General features: G+C 73.0%; 13 protein-coding genes. 4 read left to right on the top strand and 9 right to left on the bottom strand.

Annotated elements, in window-relative coordinates; translation table 11 throughout:
- Positions 1 to 51: 51 nt before the first annotated feature.
- Both GT045_RS16130 and GT045_RS16125 read right to left on the bottom strand, forming a co-directional pair.
- The gene (locus GT045_RS16130; protein WP_161334580.1) at positions 52 to 1422 is read right to left on the bottom strand and encodes an FtsX-like permease family protein; all 1371 of its coding nucleotides are present in this window, start codon (positions 1420 to 1422) and stop codon (positions 52 to 54) included.
- Positions 1419 to 2180 (bottom strand): ABC transporter ATP-binding protein, encoded by a 762-nt coding sequence (locus GT045_RS16125; protein ID WP_161287915.1) that lies wholly within the window; start codon positions 2178 to 2180, stop codon positions 1419 to 1421. The genes GT045_RS16130 and GT045_RS16125 overlap by 4 nt, the downstream gene beginning before the upstream one ends.
- Before the next feature lie 561 nt (positions 2181 to 2741).
- Between GT045_RS16125 and GT045_RS16120 the strand changes: the two genes are divergently transcribed.
- Positions 2742 to 3593 carry a methyltransferase domain-containing protein gene (locus tag GT045_RS16120; RefSeq protein ID WP_345942660.1) on the top strand — a complete coding sequence of 284 codons (852 nt, stop codon included), beginning with the start codon at positions 2742 to 2744 and terminating at the stop codon, positions 3591 to 3593.
- Between the two features lie 157 nt (positions 3594 to 3750).
- On the opposite strand, the gene GT045_RS16115 is transcribed toward GT045_RS16120, so the two are convergent.
- From GT045_RS16115 to GT045_RS16105, 3 genes are all read right to left on the bottom strand, one after another.
- Positions 3751 to 5436, bottom strand: a complete 1686-nt coding sequence (locus tag GT045_RS16115; protein ID WP_161334578.1) for a thiamine pyrophosphate-binding protein — start codon at positions 5434 to 5436, stop codon at positions 3751 to 3753.
- A gap of 84 nt (positions 5437 to 5520) precedes the next feature.
- A complete protein-coding gene (gene speB / locus GT045_RS16110) occupies positions 5521 to 6489 on the bottom strand; it encodes an agmatinase (RefSeq protein WP_161287913.1) in 969 nt (322 codons plus the stop codon).
- Positions 6490 to 6545: 56 nt separating this feature from the next.
- Complete coding sequence (locus GT045_RS16105; RefSeq protein ID WP_161334577.1) at positions 6546 to 8006, bottom strand: sodium:solute symporter; 1461 nt, start codon at positions 8004 to 8006, stop codon at positions 6546 to 6548.
- 190 nt (positions 8007 to 8196) lie between these two features.
- On the opposite strand from GT045_RS16105, the gene GT045_RS16100 reads away from it, so the two are divergent.
- On the top strand, positions 8197 to 9816 hold the full coding sequence (locus tag GT045_RS16100) for a PucR family transcriptional regulator (RefSeq protein ID WP_161334576.1): 1620 nt from the start codon (positions 8197 to 8199) through the stop codon (positions 9814 to 9816).
- Positions 9817 to 9894: 78 nt separating this feature from the next.
- A complete protein-coding gene (locus GT045_RS16095) occupies positions 9895 to 10683 on the top strand; it encodes a phosphatase (RefSeq protein ID WP_161287463.1) in 789 nt (262 codons plus the stop codon).
- Positions 10684 to 10750: 67 nt separating this feature from the next.
- Here GT045_RS16095 and GT045_RS38925 read toward each other — a convergent pair whose 3' ends face one another.
- The 4 genes from GT045_RS38925 to GT045_RS16070 all read right to left on the bottom strand — a co-directional run bounded on the left by GT045_RS38925 (position 10751) and on the right by GT045_RS16070 (position 14297).
- On the bottom strand, positions 10751 to 11158 hold the full coding sequence (locus GT045_RS38925; protein ID WP_202528217.1) for a hypothetical protein: 408 nt from the start codon (positions 11156 to 11158) through the stop codon (positions 10751 to 10753).
- 301 nt (positions 11159 to 11459) lie between these two features.
- Complete coding sequence (locus tag GT045_RS16080; protein ID WP_161287462.1) at positions 11460 to 12341, bottom strand: acyl-CoA thioesterase II; 882 nt, start codon at positions 12339 to 12341, stop codon at positions 11460 to 11462.
- Positions 12342 to 12375: 34 nt separating this feature from the next.
- On the bottom strand, positions 12376 to 13533 hold the full coding sequence (locus GT045_RS16075) for an acyl-CoA dehydrogenase family protein (protein ID WP_161287461.1): 1158 nt from the start codon (positions 13531 to 13533) through the stop codon (positions 12376 to 12378).
- A gap of 164 nt (positions 13534 to 13697) precedes the next feature.
- Positions 13698 to 14297 (bottom strand): TetR/AcrR family transcriptional regulator, encoded by a 600-nt coding sequence (locus tag GT045_RS16070; RefSeq protein WP_161334575.1) that lies wholly within the window; start codon positions 14295 to 14297, stop codon positions 13698 to 13700.
- A 97-nt stretch (positions 14298 to 14394) separates the two neighbouring features.
- Here GT045_RS16070 and GT045_RS16065 point away from each other — a divergent pair, with 97 nt between their 5' ends.
- A complete protein-coding gene (locus tag GT045_RS16065; protein ID WP_161334574.1) occupies positions 14395 to 16011 on the top strand; it encodes a carboxyl transferase domain-containing protein in 1617 nt (538 codons plus the stop codon).

The following is a 16011-nucleotide window of genomic DNA, read 5'->3' as shown; positions in this document are numbered from 1 at the left end:
GTGGGTGTCTGTCCCCCGCCCGCGCCCTCGGCAGCCGACCCTTCGCCGCGTTCAGTCACCGCCGCCTCCCACCAGCTCCGCCGCCGGACCGCGCACCGCCCACAGGCCCGTGGCCAGGATGCCCGGGACGGTCAGCACCGTCGCGCCCGCGACGATCCACCAGCAGTCGGCCACGGGGAGAGACGGCGACGGCGACCCGTTCACCGCCGTGCTGAACGCCGCCGACGCGGCGCCCGCGACCGTCATGCCGAGCAGGACCCCTACCGCCGTGGTCAGCACCGCCTCCGCGGTCAGCATGCGCAGCAGCTGCGACCGGGTCGCGCCGACCAGCCGCAGCAGCGCGAACTCGCGACGCCGTTCGGCGGTCACGGCGACCAGGGTGTTGACGGTGGAGACGGCGGCGAAGCAGACGAGCAACGCCAACTCGGCCTGACGCAGCCAGACATCCGTGGCGGAAGTGACGCTGGACGCTGCCGTGCCGGCGGCGTGCCGAGCGGTACTGGTCATGATCAGCATGGTGCCCGACAGACCCACGAGCAGTGCGACCGGCACCACGGCGGACGACAGCCGGCGCGCGTACCCGCGGAGGTTGGCGTCGGCCAGCCATCCCGCACTGGGTGCCAGCACCCGTACCGGCGTGCCCAGCCCCGCCGCCAGGACGCGCGCCACGAGCGGCCCCGCAAGAGCGACCGCGACCAGCAGCACCAGCGAACCGAGCAACGCGGCCTGACCCGCCTTGTCGACCTGCTCCGCTGTCCGCGTCGCGGCCAGCCGCAGTAGCAGGCCACCGCCCACCAGCACGCCGACCGCGGCGAGCAGACGCGGTGCACCCGCCCGCCCGTGTTCGGTCGCACTCGCCGTGAGGGCGGCCGCGGGCGCGATCCGGGAGATCCGCCGCGCCGCCACGGCCGAGGCCGTCAGGCCGACGGCCAGTGCGACGGCCAGCGCCACCGACACCGGTACGGGGGTCCCCGGCACCCGCACGCCCGGCGCCGCCATCTCCCGCCGCTGCAACTCGGTGAGGAAGCCCTGGGCCGCCGCCGTGCCGACGGCCCCGCCCGGCACGGCCACCAACAGCGTGGTCAGGACGACCTCGCCACGGACCAGACGCCGCACCTGGCGGGGTGTCGCCGCGATGGTGCGCAGCAGGGCCAGCTCCCGGTGCTGCCGGCGCAGCGCGAACCCCAGCGCATTGACCACGACGAAGAACGCGACCAGCACGGCGATCTCGCCGAAGGCGCCGGCGATCACCATCAGGCCGGGCCCAGTGGTCGCCTCCCGGGCTGCCGCCGGGGTGGTGATGTGGGCGGCGAACAGCGAGCCGAACAGCGTCAGGGTGGCGACGGCGAGGAAGAGCGCGACCGCCAGACCGACGAAGGCAGCCGGACGGCGGCGCAGCTGCCCGAGCGCGAGCAAGATCACTGCCCTCCTCCACCCAGCCGGCTCAGGCATGCGCCGACCTGGGCGGCGGTGGGCCGGTCGAGCGCGTCCACCACCACGCCGTCGGCGAGCATCAGCACCCGGTCCGCGTATCCGGCGGCCACCGGATCGTGGGTCACCATCACGCAGGTCCCGCCGTCCTCGTCCACACCGGCGCGCAGCAGGGCGAGGATCTCGTGGCCGGTGGCGCGGTCGAGCGCGCCGGTCGGCTCGTCGGCGAACAGCACCGGGGGACGGGAGACCAGTGCCCGGGCGATCGCCACCCGCTGCTGCTGCCCACCGGACAACTGCCCCGGCCGGTGTCGCTCTCGCCCGGCCAGTCCCACCCGGGCGAGCGCGTCCCGCACCCGGCCCCGGTCGGGCCGCTCGCCGGCCAGCCGGCCGGGAAGTTCGACGTTCTGCTCGACCGTCATCGCGGGCATCAGATTGAACGCCTGGAACACGAACCCGACGCGACCGCGCCGCAGTGCCGCCAGCCGCCGTTCGGGCAGTCGGGACACCTCGGTACCGCCCCACCAGACGGAGCCCCGCGTGGGTCGGTCCATCCCCGCCAGGCAGTGCAGCAAGGTGGTCTTGCCGGAGCCGGACGGCCCCATCACCGCCGTGAACGTCCCGGGCGCGAAGGCCACCGACACCCCGCGCAACGCCCGCACGGCGGCGCCGCCGCGTCCGTACTCACGGTGCAGGTCTTCCGCTCGGGCGGTCGTGCTCGTCCCGGTGTCCGTCGCTGTCTCAGCCATGCCCTCATCCTCGGCCGGACGGAGGAGGGCGGTCGATCGTGCCCACCCCCGAATCGGCGGTTCGGAAAACCGCACCCCGGACGCCGGCACCGGCCTCAGGGGACGGGACGGCGGTTGACTCCCGGCCGCTGATCCCGGTGAGGCCATGGATCCCAGGACGGTGCCGCGGCTCTCGTCCGCACGGCGGGCCCTGCACCGGGCCGGGACTCCACGGCTCTCGTCCGCACGGCGGCCCCTGCATCAGGCCGGGTACCGCTGCCCACGCCCCTCCCCCGCTCCCCCGGCTCCGCGGAGACGACCGGGGCCGAACCTCCCGACTCCCGGGCGAGGAAGGACCTCACCGCGCTCGTAGACTTGTGACGTGGCATTCATGAGCACCCCGCACTGCTGCTTCCTGTGACCGGAAGGCGCTGAGGGCGATGCCGGACGGCGTCGCCCTCCTCGGTGTGCCTGCTGCGTCCCTCACCTCGCCGACGCTGCCCGTCCCTTTCTGAGGCAGTGACGCGCTGATCGCGCAGGCACGATCCCCTCCCTTCCCTTCACTTCTGCCAGGAGTGCCTCGTGCCCGTGTCGCTTCCCCCTGCCCTCGGCCTCTCCCTCGACCTGTTGCGCTGCCCGACGTGTCGTACGCGTCGCCTGCACCACGACCACGGTGCACTGCGTTGCCGGGGAGGTCATACCTTCGACATCGCCCGCCACGGCTATGCCGGCCTGCGCACGGGCACCCGCGCCACCAGCGGCGACGACGCAGCCATGGTCCGGGCCCGGGACCGGTTCCTGGCCACCGGCGCCTACGCGCCCATCCGCGAAGTCGGGGCCCGCCTCGCGGCCGACGCCGTGTCCGGGCGGGGCACGGTGGTGGATGCGGGGTGCGGCACGGGCTACTACCTGGCCGGCGTACTCGATCAGCTGCCCGGCGCTCGTGGCCTGGGGCTGGACACATCGGTGCGCGCGCTGCGCTCGGCAGCCCGTGTCCACGACCGTGCCGCCGCGGTGGCCTGGGACGTCTTCCGCCCCTTCCCACTGGCCGACGGGGCAGCCGATGTCGTGCTGGACGTGTTCGCCCCCCGCAATCCGGCCGAGTTCCACCGAGTACTGCGCCCGGCCGGCCGGCTGATCGTGATCCGACCCACCGGGCGGCACCTGGCCGAGCTGCGCGACCAGGTGCCCGCGATGGTCACGATCGACCCGGCCAAGGAACAGCGCCTGCACCGGGCACTCGACCCCCTCTTCGAGGTCGTCGTGACCGAAGAGGTGGAGTACTCCGCGTCCTTGACCAGGCCGGACGTGCTGGACCTCGTGGCGATGACGCCGAGCGCACGCCACGTGAGCGGTGCAGACCTGAACGACGGCGGTGTCCTGCCCGATCAGGTCACCGTCTCCGTGCTGGCCACCGCCTACCGGCCTCGGTGACCAAGAGCGGGCGCATGCGCCTGCCTGACCGACGAGCGACAGGCACGCCCGGCGTCGACGGCGCATTCCCCCCGTAGGGGTCCGGAGAGGTCTTTCCCGAGCAGAGGTCCGCCCCGGTGCGCCACGACTGCGCCGGGGCGGCGCTGCCGTCCTCCGCCTAGTCCAGGTGCGTGGCCGCGAACATCCTGAGCAGTGCCGGGAGTACGACCACCGACGGGCCGGGCGAGGCGAGGGACTTCGCCAGGTCGTCCGACAGGGTCTCCGGAGTCGTCCGCACCGCCGGCACGCCGAAGGACTCCGCCAGGGACACGTAGTCCGGGCGGGCCAGTTCGGTGGCCGTCGCCTGGCCGAAGGCGTCCGTCATGTACTCGCGGAGGATGCCGTAGCCGCCGTCGTCGACGATCAGCCAGGTGACGTCCAGGCCGTACTGCTTCGCCGTCGCCAGCTCGGCGATCGAGTACAGGGCGCCGCCGTCGCCGGAGACCGCCAGCACGGGGCGGGACGGGTCGGCCGCCGCCGCGCCGAGCGCCGCGGGGAAGCCGTAGCCGAGGCCGCCGGCACCCTGGGCCGAGTGCATGGTGTTGGCGCCCTGGGGGTCGAACGCCGACCAGGCCCAGTACGCGAGGATCGTCATGTCCCAGAAGGACGGGGAGCCGGACGGGAGGGCGCGGCGGACCGAGGCCAGGACGTCCTGTTCCAGGGTGAGTTCCTGGGCGGCGATGCGGTCGCCGACCTTGGCCAGGACCTCGCGCACCCGCTGCGCCGCCGACTCGTCCGGGCGCTCCGTCACCGTCTCCAGCAGGGCCTGGAGCGCCAGGCGGGCGTCGGCGTGGACACCGAGGGCGGGGTGGTTGGACTCCAGCTTGCCGGGGTCGGCCTCGATCTGGATCATCCGGCCCCGGGGCTTGAACGTGTGGTAGTTGGAGGAGAGTTCGCCGAGGCCGGAGCCGACCACCAGGAGTACGTCGGCGTCCTCCAGGAAGTCCGTGGTGTGCCGGTCCTCCAGCCAGGACTGCAGGGAGAGGGGGTGCCGCCAGGGGAAGGCGCCCTTGCCGCCGAAGGTCGTGACGACGGGGGCGTTCAGCTTCTCGGCCAGCGCCCGGAGCTTGCCCGAGGCGTCGGAGCGTACGACCCCGCCGCCCGCGATGATCGCCGGACGGGACGCGCGGGACAGCAGGTCGGCGGCGAGCGCCGTCAGTTCGGGGCGCGGGACCACGTCGTCGGGGGTCGCGTCCATCGCGGTCACCACCGGCAGGGCGGTGTGCGCCAGGAGCACGTCCTGGGGGATCTCCACCCACACCGGGCCGTGCGGGACCGTCAGCGCCGACTGCCAGGCCGCCGCGATGGCGGAGGGGATCTGGGACTGGGTGCGGACGGTGTGCACCGACTTCACCACGCCCCGGAACGAGGCCGCCTGGTCGGGGAGTTCGTGGAGGTAGCCGTGCCGGCCGCCGCCCAGGCCCGCCGTGGGGATCTGGCTGCTGATCGCCAGGACGGGGGCGGAGGCGGCCGCCGCCTCCTGGAGGGCGGCGAGCGAGGTCAGGGCGCCGGGACCGGTCGACAGCAGCAGCGGGGCCGCCTCACCGGTGATCCTGCCGTACGCGTCGGCCGCGAAGCCCGCGTTGTTCTCCACCCGCAGGCCGACGTAGCGCAGCGAGGAGCGGCGCAGGGCGTCGAACATGCCGAGGGCGTGCTGGCCGGGCAGGCCGAAGACGGTCGTCGCGCCCAGCCCGGCCAGGGTCTCCACGACCAGGTCTCCGCCGTTGCGGCCGGGGGGCGGGTTCAGCGCGGCCTCCGTCTGTGCGGCGGTCGGGCGGAGTACCAGGTCGTGGTCGTGAGTCACTGCTCTCGGTCCCCTAAGGAGCGTCGTAAGGAGCGCCGGGCGCCGGGCGCCGCGGGCCGGCGGCCCGCGGCGTCGTACGGAGCGTCAGGCGTTGCGGGCCGCCGCGATCTGGCGGCTCATGATGGTGGTCAGTTCGTAGGCCGTGTGGGAGGCCGCGACCGAGGTGATCTCCGCGTGGTCGTACGCGGGGGCGACCTCGACGACGTCCGCCGAGACCAGGTTGCACGACGCCAGCCCGCGCAGGATCTCCAGCAGCTCGCGGGAGGTCATGCCGCCCGCCTCCGGGGTGCCGGTGCCGGGCGCGTGGGCCGGGTCGAGGCAGTCGATGTCGATGGAGATGTACAGCGGGCGGTCGCCGATGCGCTGGCGCAGCTGGTCGGCGACCTCGTCCGCGCCGCGGCGGTAGACGTCCGCGGAGGTGACGATGCCGAAGCCCATCTTCTCGTCGTCGGTGAGGTCCTGCTTGCCGTAGAGGGGGCCGCGGGTGCCGACGTGGGAGAGCGCGGAGGTGTCGAGGATGCCCTCCTCGACCGCGCGGCGGAACGGGGTGCCGTGGGTGTACTCGGCGCCGAAGTAGGTGTCCCAGGTGTCCAGGTGGGCGTCGAAGTGGAGCAGGGCGACCGGGCCGTGCTTCTTGGCGACCGAGCGCAGCAGCGGCAGCGCGATGGTGTGGTCGCCGCCCAGGGTCATCAGGCGGGCGCCGGTGCCGAGCAGGTCGTCGGCGGCGGCCTCGATGGTGTCGACGGCCTCGTTGATGTTGAACGGGTTCACGGCGATGTCACCGCCGTCCGCGACCTGGGCGAGGGCGAAGGGGGAGGCGTCCTGCGCGGGGTTGTAGGGGCGCAGCAGCCGGGACGCCTCGCGGATGGCGTTGCCGCCGAAGCGGGCGCCCGGCCGGTACGAGACGCCGGAGTCGAACGGCACGCCGACGACGGCGACGTCGGCGGTGCCGACCTCGTCGAGGCGGGGCAGCCGGGCGAAGGTCGCGGGACCGGCGTACCGCGGGATGCGGGAGGAGTCGACGGGGCCGCGGGGCGTCTCGTTGCTGCTCATGGTCGAATGCCTTCTTTCTTGCGCTTCGTCGCGCATGTACTGCTTTCCGTACGACTCTACTGGTGAGCCGGGACCGGTTCGGACGCGAGTTCGGGAGATCGTCCGGCGAGGCGCTCGCGCCAGGCGGCGAGGACGGTCTCGTCGGTGGGCTTCGTCGCCAGGGAGACGGCGACGTAGGCCACGAGGGAGGCCAGCAGGCCGTAGTAGACGGGCTCGTTGGCGAGGATGCCGTAGCCGGCCATCAGGCCGATCACGGCGAGGCCGCCGACGGCGACGGCGGCCAGGGCGCCCTGGACGGTGCCGCGCCTCCACAGCAGGCCGCCGAGGATGGGGACGAGCAGGCCGCCGACGAGGAGGTCGTAGGCCAGGGTCAGCGCCTCCACCACGTTGTTCAGGGCGATCGCCGTGCCGATCACGGCCAGGCCCATGACCAGGATGAAGGCACGGTTGCCCGCGACCTCGTCGTGGTCCTCGCCGTCCCGCCGCACGGCCCCGCGCAGCCGCGACCAGATGTCGTTGTTGGCGACCGTGGCACAGGCGATCAGGGCGCCGGAGGAGGTCGACATCACGGCGGCCAGGGCGGCGGCCAGCACCAGACCGCGCACGCCGACCGGGAGTTCGTCCTTGACGATGGTGGCGAAGGCCTCGTCGGGGGAGCCCAGCTCGGGGTAGAGCACCTTGGCGGCCGTGCCGATCACCGCGCCGGCGACCGCGTAGACCAGGCAGTACGTCCCGGCCACCGTGCCGCCCCAGCGGGCGGTCCGGTCGCTGCGGGCGGTGAACACGCGCTGCCAGATGTCCTGGCCGATCAGCATGCCGAAGGTGTAGATCAGGACGTAGGTGAAGATCGTCTCGCCGCCGATGCCCAGCGGGTCGAAGTACTCGGTCGGCAGCTTGGCCTTCATCTCGGCGAAGCCGCCCGCCTTGACGACCGCGATCGGCAGCAGGAGCAGCAGCACGCCGATGGTCTTCACGACGAACTGGACCATGTCGGTCAGCGTGATGGACCACATCCCGCCGAGGGTCGAGTACGCGACGACGATCGAGCCGCCGATGACGATCGCTACCGTGCGGTTCACGTCGAACAGGACGTCGAAGATCGTGGCGTAGGCGATGGTGGAGGTCACCGCGAGCATGAGGGTGTACGCCCACATGACCACGCCCGAGATCACGCCGGCCCGGCCGCCGTAGCGCAGGTCGAGCATCTCGGAGACGGTGTAGACCTTCAGGCGGGCGATGCGCGCGGAGAAGAAGACCGACAGGGCGAGCAGGCCCAGGCCGATGGTGAAGACCATCCAGGCGCCGGAGAGGCCGTACTGGTAGCCGAGGCCCACACCGCCGATGGTGGACGCGCCGCCGAGGACGATCGCCGCCATGGTGCCGGAGTACATGGCGGGGCCGAGGCGCCGGCCGGCCACCAGGAACTCGCTCTTGGACCTGGCGCGGCGCATGCCCCACCAGCCCATGGCCAGCATGCCGGCGAGATAGACGACGATCACTGTGTAGTCGACGGCCATGTGGGGCCCTCCTTCGCGCACTGTCCGGTGGCGTGTCGTGCAGATGCTTCGGGTGTGTCGGCAGCGGCTCGCGGGGACATCCGCCCGTACCCGCGGCTGCCGTGCTCACTTGACAGTAGGTGGCCGGAAAGCGACTGCGAAGTGTACGTTTCATCCATATGCACGGGGTGGGATGGAGGAAGCGCACACCATGCCGGAGACGATCGCCCCAGCGGTCCCGCCGACCCCACCGGTGACGCTCCAGGCGTTGCTGGCCCGGGAGGACCTCGCCCTGCGGCAGATCGCCGGGCCCGCCGGCCCGGAGAGGGTGATCCACTGGGCGCACACCTCGGAGATGGCCGACCCGTACCCGTATCTGCTCGGCGGTGAGCTGCTGCTCACGGCCGGGGTGCACATCCCGGAGACGCCGGGCACGGGCACCGGCACGGACACCGGCGCAAGCTCGGGCACCGGGACGGGCACTGGCACCGGCACCGGCACCGGGACGGGCACCGGCTCGGACACAGGCACCGGCACCGGCACCGATCCCGGCCTCGGCGCGTACTTCGACGGCTACGTCTCGCGGATCGTGGCGGCGGGCGGCGCCGCCCTCGGCTTCGGGGTGGCCCCGGTGCACGACACGGTCCCGGCCGCCCTGGTCGCCGCCTGCGACCGCCTCGGCCTGCCCCTGCTGGAGGTCCCGCCGCAGACCACGTTCTCCGGCGTGGCCCGCGCGGTCTGGCAGCTGATGGCGCAGGCCCGGCTGGCCGAGCTGCGCCGCGTCACCGAGGCCCAGCAGAGCCTCGCCGCGGCCGCCGCCCGGCCGGATCCGGTGCCCTCGGTGCTGCGCCAGCTGGCCCAGCGCCTCGGCGGTCGCGCGGTGCTGTACGGCCCGGACGGCACGGAGGTCGCGACGGCGGGCCGGGAGGCACCGCGGGGCGCGACGGCGGCGCTGGCCCGGCTGGCCGCCGTGGTCGGACCGGCGTCCCGGCCCGGCCGCCCCACGGCCACGCCGGCCCCGCAGCCCACCTCCGCCACGGACACCCTCGGCGACACCCATCTCGCCGTGTACGCGCTCGGCGCCGGTGAGGGGTTCGTGCTCGGGGTGGCCGCGTCCCGCCGGGAGCCCGGTGACCACACCATCGCCTCCGTCGCCTCCGTCCTGCTGGCGCTGCTCACCGGGGAGCACCACAGCGGGGCCGGCGCGGCGCGCTCCTCGGCGCTCGTACGGCTGCTGCTCGGGGCCACGCCCGACGAGGTGGCCCCACTGCTCGGGACCGGGCGGTGGCTCGTCGTGCAGGCCCGGCCGGAGGCCCAGGCGCCGGACCCGGTCGCCGCCTCCGCGCTCGGCGCCGCCCTCGGTTCACCGCTGGTCGACCTCGGCCGCGAGGTCGTCCGGGTGCTGGTGCCGGCGGACCGGGAACCGGCTCCGCAGCCCGGCTGGACCCTCGGTGTGAGCGCACCGGCCGGGCCGGGTGACTGGCCGGCCGCCGACGCCCAGGCCGCCCGCGCCCTTGCCCGGGCCCGCGCCACCCGCACCCCGCTGCTCCGGCACGCGGCGCGGCCGGCGCTGGCGGACCTGGTGCCGGGGGCGGACGCCGAGACGCACGCCCGCACCCTGCTCGCCCCCCTCGCCGGGCAGCCCGCGCTCACCGAGACCCTGCGTACATGGCTGTCGCTGCACGGCAGTTGGGACCGCACGGCGGTGGCACTGGGTGTGCACCGCAACACCGTGCGGCAGCGGATCGCCCGCTGCACGGGGCTGTTGGCCGCCGACCTGGACGATCCGGACGTCCGCATGGAGCTGTGGTTCGCACTGCGGCGGGACTGACGGCAGGGGCGAGTGAGACCCGTCCCAGCGGGCGGTATGCCGAAGACCGCGGCGCCACCCTGCCCCACAATGGAGGACATGCCGATATCCGGGACACCCAGCCGCGCCCAGCTGATCGAACACCTGGTGCGAACCCGTATCGCGGGGGACGTCGCCACGCCCCGCGAGAACAACCTCTCCCATTACCGTCAGCTCGCCAACGGTGTCCGCAACTTCTGGTTCGGCCTCGAACTGGGCGACCGCTGGACCGACGAGCAGGACGTCCTCGCGGTGATGGCCGAGCGGGTGGGTGTCAACGACGACCCCGAGTACCGTCACGGGCAGGACACCATCGACCCCGAGCTGACGGTGGACGCGCTGGAGCGGCTGGCCGCGCGGCTGCGCAAGGCGGCCGAGGGCCGCCAGCGGGTGCTGTTCGCGACCGGCCACCCTGGTGGCCTGCTGGACGTGCACCGGGCCACGGCCGCCGCGCTGCGGGCCGCCGGCTGCGAGATCGTGGTCATCCCGGACGGGCTGCAGACGGACGAGGGCTACGTGATGCAGTTCGCCGACGTGGCCGTCCTGGAGCACGGGGCGACGCTGTGGCACACCCACTCAGGGGAGCCGATGCGGGCCGTTCTGACCGGTCTCGAGCGGGCGGGGCGCCCGCTGCCGGACCTGGTCGTGGCCGACCACGGCTGGGCGGGGTACGCGGGCCGGCACGGCGTCGACTCCGTCGGGTACGCCGACTGCAACGACCCGGCGCTGTTCCTCGCCGAGGCCGAGGGCACCGTGCAGGTGGCCGTGCCCCTCGACGACCACGTGGTCAGCCCGCGCCACTACGACCCCATGACGGCGTATCTGCTCGCCGCGGCGAACCTGGCCTGACGCGCCGGAACGCGTGGTGTGCGGCTCCGTGGACGGAGCCGCACACCGTGTTCACCCGCGGGTCGGGTCAGTGGCCACCACCTCCGCCACCGCCGTGACCGCCGCCACCGCCGCCGCCGTGGCCACCGCCACCGCCGCCGTGGTCGCCGCCACCGCCGTAGCCGCCGCCACCGCCGTGGTCGCCGCCACCGCCGTAGCCGCCGTGGTCGCCGCCGTAGCCGCCGTTGTCGTAGCCACCGTGGTCGCCGTTGTCGTAGCCACCGTGGTCGCCGCCACCGTAGCCCCAGTCGTCGTCATCGTCGTCGCCCCACCAGCCGCCGCCACCGTGGTCACCGCGGTAGTCGCTGCTGTAGGAACCGTGGTCGCTGTGGTCCGAGGCGAACGCGTTCCCGGCCGTGCCGAGAGCGGCTCCGCCGGCCAGCAGCAGCCCGGAGGCGGACAACGCGACAAGACGCCTCGTGCGCTGTGATCGCATGGGAATACCTTCCATCTCCATCGTCTCTCGCGGCTCCCGTACGGAACGCGCGAGGTGATGGCCGTCGCCGCGGTTGCGGAAGATTGCGGCGCGGTCTTCAGGTGTACCGCAGCGGAGTTGAGCGAAACGGCGCATTCACCGATACCCTCACAGCCCACCCGTGCGCGAGAGCGCCTGCGGGTGCTGCGTCCCGGGATCCCGAGGTCCGGAAGCCCGTGTACGGGGCATGCCGTTCGCTGCGGCTTTCACTCAGTGAGCCTAGTCCCGCTGGCGTCACACGTCATCTCGAACGGCACACCGGTCACGGCTGTCTCGGAACCCGGACCACGCCCTCCTGGATGACCGTGACGGCGAGCCGCCCGTCCTGGGTGTAGATCCGCGCCTGACCCAGGCCGCGGCCGCCGTGCGCGGAGGGCGATTCCTGGTCGTACAGCAGCCACTCGTCGGCGCGGAAGGGCCGGTGGAACCACATCGCGTGGTCCAGTGAGGCGCCCACGACGTCGCCGACGGCCCAGCCGCCGCGTCCGTGTGCGAGCAGCACGGAGTCGAGCAGGGTCATGTCGGAGACGTAGGTGGCGAGGACGACGTGCAGCAGGGGCTCGTCCACGGCGCCCTGGAGCTTGCCGTTGGTGCGGAACCACACCTGGGAGTGCGGCTCGCGCGGCTCGCCGTACTGCCCGTACGGCGGCTCGTCCACGTAGCGGAGGTCGATCGCCTCGCGGGCCTCCAGGAACCGCTCGACGACCTCGGGGGCCAGGTGGCCGTAGCCGCGCAGCCGCTCCTGGGAGGTGGGCAGGGTCGCCGGGTCGGGCGAGGCCGGCATCGGCTCCTGGTGCTCCAGCCCCTCCTCGTCCGCCTGGAAGGACGCCGAGAGGTGGAAGATCGGCTTGCCGTGCTGGACGGCGACCACCCGCCGGGTGGTGAAGGACCGGCCGTCGCGGATGCGGTCCACGGTGTAGACGATCGGCGCGCCGGGGTCGCCCGGGCGCAGGAAGTACGCGTGCAGCGAGTGGGCGGGCCGGTCTGCGGGGACCGTCCGCCCGGCGGCGACCAGCGCCTGCGCCGCGACCTGTCCGCCGAAGACCCGGGGGACGACGGCGGAGCGGGACCGGCCGCGGAAGATGTTCTCCTCGATCTGCTCCAGGTCGAGCAGATCGAGGAGATCGTCGAGTGCCTGGCTCATGGCTGTGGTGGTACCGGCCGGTGGCTGCGGGGCCTTACAGGCCCATGTCCTTGGCGATGATCGTCTTCATGATCTCGCTGGTGCCGCCGTAGATGCGGTTGACGCGGTTGTCCGCGTACAGGCGGGCGATCGGGTACTCGTTCATGTAGCCGTAGCCGCCGTGCAGTTGGAGGCAGCGGTCGATGACGCGGTGGGCGACCTCGGTGCAGAAGAGCTTCGCGGAGGCGGCCTCGGCGGGGGTCAGCTCACCGGCGTCCAGGGCCTCCGTGGCGCGGTCGGCGACCGCCTCGGCGGCGTCCACCTCGGCCTGGCAGGCGGCCAGCTCGAACTTGGTGTTCTGGAAGTGGGCGACCGGCTTGCCGAAGACGGTGCGCTCCTGCACGTACTGCTTGGCGAACCGGACGGCGGCCTTGGCCTGGGCGTAGGCGCCGAAGGCGATGCCCCAGCGCTCGGAGGCCAGGTTGTGGCCGAGGTAGTAGAAGCCCTTGTTCTCCTCGCCCAGCAGGTCCTCGACCGGCACCTTGACGTCGACGAACGCCAGCTCGGCGGTGTCGGAGGTCTTCAGGCCGAGCTTGTCGAGCTTGCGGCCGACGGAGTAGCCCTCGGACTTGGTGTCCACCGCGAACAGGGAGATGCCGTGGCGGCGGTCCTCGGCGGTGGGCGCGGCGGTGCGGGCGCACACGATCACGCGGTCGGCGTGGACGCCGCCGGTGATGAAGGTCTTGGCGCCGTTGAGGACGTAGTGCGTGCCGTCCTCGGAGAGCCTGGCGGTGGACTTCATGCCCGCGAGGTCGGAACCGGTGCCCGGCTCCGTCATCGCGATGGCCCACATCTCCTCGCCGGTGACGAACTTCGGCAGGTAGCGCTTCTTCTGCTCGTCGGTGGCGAGCATGTTGATGTAGGGCAGGGCGAGCAGCACGTGCACGCCGGAGCCGCCGAACTGCACGCCCGCGCGGGCGGTCTCCTCGTACAGGACGGCCTCGAACTTGTGGCTGTCCATGCCCGCGCCGCCGAACTCCTCGGGCACGTTGATGCCGAAGATGCCCAGCTCGCCGAGCTTGTAGTAGAAGTCGCGCGGCGCCTGGCCGGCGGCGAACCACTCGTCGTACACCGGCACGACCTCGGCCTCGATGAAGGCGCGAAGGGTCTCCCGGAACGCCTCGTGATCCTCGTTGAACACCGTACGGCGCACGCCGCCCACCTCCGCGTCTGTCTAAGCGCTTGCTCAGACTCGAAGATACCGGCGAGTACGGTCCTGCGTCCAGGGTGAGCTACCCCACCCTGCCGCCCAGGGCCCCCGGCGCCGGAGACCCCCGCCACCCCGCCGCCCCGGGCCCCCGGTGCCGGAGACCCCCGTCACCCCGCCCCCGCCGCGGCGAACGCCCCCCGGGCCATCCGGTGCAGGAGTTCCGCCGTGACCGCCCGGCCCGGGAGGGTGCCGGCGCGGCCCAGGTGGGGGGTGGAGTTCAGCAGGCCGAAGACCGAGTGGACGGCCGAGCGGGCGGCCGGTTCGGTCAGCGCCGGGTACACCTCGCGGACCACCTCCACCCACAGCTCCACGTACTGCCGCTGGAGCTGCCGCACCAGCTTGCGGTCGCTGTCCCGCAGCCGGTCCAGCTCCCGGTCGTGCAGGGTGATCAGGGGGCGGTCGTCGAGCGCGAAGTCGATGTGGCCCTCGATGAGCGAGTCCAGGACCGCCGGGGCGCCGCTGCCCCCGTCCGCCTCCGCCAGGCGCCGCTTCGCCCCGGTGAGCAGCTGTCCGCTGATCCCGACCAGCAGCTCGGCGAGCATCGCGTCCTTGCCCGGGAAGTGCCGGTACAGCCCGGGGCCGCTGATGCCGACCGCGGCGCCTATCTCGTCGACGCCGACACCGTGGAACCCGCGCTCGGCGAAGAGCCGCGCGGCCTCCTTCAGGATCTGCTCGCGGCGGGTGGGTGCGTCGGTTCTGCTGGCCATGGGGTCGATTCTAGACAGCGACGTTAGCGGTCGTTAACCTGAAGGCGATGGTTAACGCTCATTAACAGGTTCGATCACCGGTGAGGGGAACCGCAGGATGCAGGAGGCACCGGAGCTTCACAGCGCGGCAGACCCCGCGTCGGAAGCCTGGCGGGCCAATGAACAGGCCCATCTCGCGCTCGTGGAGGAGCTGCGCGGCAAGCTGGCCGCGGCGGCCCTCGGCGGCGGCGAGAAGGCGCGGGCCCGGCACACGGCGCGCGGCAAGCTGCTGCCCAGGGACAGGGTGGACACCCTGCTCGACCCGGGCTCGCCCTTTCTGGAGCTGGCCCCGCTCGCGGCCGACGGGATGTACGACGGACAGGCCCCGGCCGCCGGCGTGATCGCCGGGATCGGCCGGGTCAGCGGACGCGAGTGCGTGATCGTCGCGAACGACGCCACGGTCAAGGGCGGCACGTACTACCCGATGACGGTCAAGAAGCACCTGCGCGCCCAGGAGGTGGCCCTGGACAACCGGCTGCCGTGCCTCTACCTGGTCGACTCCGGCGGGGCCTTCCTGCCGATGCAGGACGAGGTCTTCCCCGACCGTGACCACTTCGGCCGGATCTTCTACAACCAGGCCCGGATGTCCGGCGCCGGCATCCCGCAGATCGCCGCCGTCCTCGGCTCCTGCACGGCGGGCGGCGCCTACGTGCCGGCGATGAGCGACGAAGCGGTGATCGTCCGCAACCAGGGCACGATCTTCCTCGGCGGCCCCCCGCTGGTGAAGGCGGCGACCGGCGAGGTCGTCACGGCGGAGGAGCTGGGCGGCGGCGAGGTGCACTCCCGGGTCTCCGGGGTCACCGACCACCTCGCCGAGGACGACGCGCACGCCCTGCGGATCGTCCGGGACATCGTGGCCACGCTCCCGGCCCGGCGGCCGCTGCCCTGGGAGGTGACCCGCCCGGTCGAGCCGAAGGTGGACCCCTACGGGCTGTACGGCGCCGTACCGGTCGACTCCCGCACCCCCTACGACGTCCGCGAGGTCATCGCGCGGGTGGTCGACGGCTCGCGGTTCGCCGAGTTCAAGGCCGAGTTCGGGCAGACCCTGGTCACCGGCTTCGCCCGCATCCACGGCCACCCGGTCGGGATCGTCGCCAACAACGGCATCCTGTTCTCCGAGTCCGCCCAGAAGGGCGCGCACTTCATCGAGCTGTGCGACCAGCGCGGCATTCCGCTGGTGTTCCTCCAGAACATCTCCGGCTTCATGGTCGGCAAGGACTACGAGGCCGGCGGCATCGCCAAGCACGGCGCCAAGATGGTGACGGCGGTCGCCTGCACGCGCGTGCCGAAGCTGACCGTCGTGGTCGGCGGCTCGTACGGCGCGGGCAACTACTCGATGTGCGGCCGGGCCTACTCCCCCCGCTTCCTGTGGATGTGGCCGGGCGCCAAGATCTCCGTGATGGGCGGCGAGCAGGCCGCCTCTGTCCTCGCGACCGTCAAGCGGGACCAGCTCCAGGCCCGGGGCGAGGAGTGGCCGGCGCAGGAGGAGGAGAGCTTCAAGGCGCCCATCCGCGCGCAGTACGAGCACCAGGGCAACGCCTACTACGCCTCGGCCCGCCTCTGGGACGACGGCGTCATCGACCCGCTGGAGACCCGACAGGTGCTGGGCCTCGCCCTGACCGCCTGCGCCAACGCGCCGCTGGGAGACCCCCAGTTCGGCGTCTTCCGGATGTGA

Origin of the sequence: Streptomyces sp. SID486 (assembly GCF_009865385.1) — a bacterium.
Taxonomy (GTDB): domain Bacteria; phylum Actinomycetota; class Actinomycetes; order Streptomycetales; family Streptomycetaceae; genus Streptomyces.
The sequence above is the reverse complement of the archived record's forward strand: the minus strand, read 5'-3'. Positions and strand labels throughout refer to the sequence as shown.